General features: G+C 26.3%; 1 protein-coding gene. It reads left to right on the forward strand.

The window, feature by feature from the left end; translation table 11 throughout:
* On the forward strand, positions 1-1,974 hold a 1,974-nt coding region (gene cas9 / locus CLTHE_RS15735; RefSeq protein WP_080024229.1), incomplete at its 5' end, for a type II CRISPR RNA-guided endonuclease Cas9.
* Positions 1,975-1,988 lie beyond the last annotated feature (14 nt).

Here is a 1,988-nt window from a genome sequence, read left to right on the forward strand (position 1 = left end):
GTTATAGATATATCCTTTAGTAAATTTAACAATTTATCAGTAAAAGCAATAAATAAGATATTACCTTTTATGAAAGAAGGTTTTCAATATAATGAAGCTTGTGAAAAGGCAGGATATGATTTCAAGGCAATTTATAAAGGAGAAAAATTTAAAAAGTTACCTGTAATAGATATACATGAGATAGTCAATCCAGTTGTAAAAAGAGCATTAGCTCAAAGCAGAAAGGTAGTAAATGCAATTATTGATAAATATGATTCGCCTATAAGAATAAATATAGAATTAGCAAGAGAGTTGTCTAAAAATTTTAAAGATAGAAAAGCTATTGAGAAAGAACAAAAGGAAAACAGAGTAGAGATAGAAAAGATAAGAACAGAACTAAAAGATTTATTCGGAAAAGAACCAACATATAGTGAAGTATTAAAATATCGTTTATGGCAAATGCAAAATTGTGAGTGTGCTTATTCACAGCAACAAATAGGTATAAATGAATTGTTTAGCCAAGGATATTGTGAAATAGATCATATTATACCTTTTAGTAGATGTTTTGATGATAGTTTATCAAATAAAGTTTTAGTTTTAGGAAAAGAAAATCAAAGAAAAGGGAATAGAACACCTTTTGAATATTTTGGAGATAATATAGAACGTTGGAATAGATTTGAAGTATGGGTTAAAGGAAGCCATTTGAATTATAAAAAGAAAACTAACCTTTTAAAGAAAAAAGTTTCTAAAGAAGAAGAGAGAGAATGGAAAGCAAGAAATCTTCAAGATACTAAATATATTTGTAAATATATAGCTAACTATATAAATAATAAACTAAAATTTAAGGAAAGTGATAGAAAACAAAAGGTTATAACTATAAATGGAAGAGCTACATCAATTTTAAGAGGATATTGGGGACTTACTAAAGTTCGTGAAGATGGAGATAAACATCATGCATTAGATGCAGCAGTTGTTGCAGTTGCAACACAGGGATTAGTTCAAAAAATATCTAAATATAGCAAGGCAAGAGAATTACGAGGAATAAGAGAATCAGATGAATTTATAGATATAGAAACAGGAGAAGTAGTAAATTTAGAAGAATACAGAGAAGAAAGAAAAGAACTTTTCCCAAGGCCATGGAAAGAGTTTACTGAAGAATTAAAAATAAGATTAAGTAATAATCCAAGAGCAGAACTTATGAATAATAAAATATCTACTTATGATGATGAATTTATTAAAACAAACATAAAACCTATATTTGTTTCAAGAGTTCCTTTTAGAAAAAGTAAGGGTAAAATTTTTAAAGAAACTGTATATTCAAAAAAAGCTTTTAAAGAAAATAAATTTATATCAAAAGTAAATCTAACTGATTTAAAAGAAAAAGATTTAAAAAATTTCTATAATTATGAATGTGATAAAGTTTTATATGATTCTATAGAAAAAAGAATGGCTGAATTTAAATTTGATGCTAAAAAAGCTTTTGCAGATGAATTTAGAAAACCAACTAAATCAGGAAAATTAGGACCAATAGTTAGGAGTGTAAAAATAGTTAAAGATGTTCCATTTAAAGATGGAATAGATTTCAATGAAGGTGTAGTTGCAAAAGAAGGAATGGTTAGAATAGATGTTTACGAGAAAGATAAAAAATATTTTATAGTTCCAGTTTATAGATATCATATTGCAAATAGAATTAAACCAAATAAAGCGGCAGTCGCATCAAAACCAGAAAGTGAATGGATTGAAATGGATGATAGCTATGAATTTAAGTTTTCATTATATAAAAATGATTTAATAGAACTTAGATATGAGAAGAAACCAGGATATTTTGGATATTATGATGGATTTGATAGATCTAATTCTACTTTAAAAATAAAGGAACATGATTCTTCTGATGAATATAAAGGTATAGGAGTTAAAACTGGAGTTCTAGAGTTTAATAAATATGAAGTAAATGTATTAGGGAAATTTTATAAAGTAAGAGAAGGAAAAAGATAAAATGAGTTTCAGAA

Origin of the sequence: Clostridium thermobutyricum DSM 4928, from assembly GCF_002050515.1 — a bacterium.
Taxonomy (GTDB): Bacteria; Bacillota; Clostridia; order Clostridiales; family Clostridiaceae; genus Clostridium; species Clostridium thermobutyricum.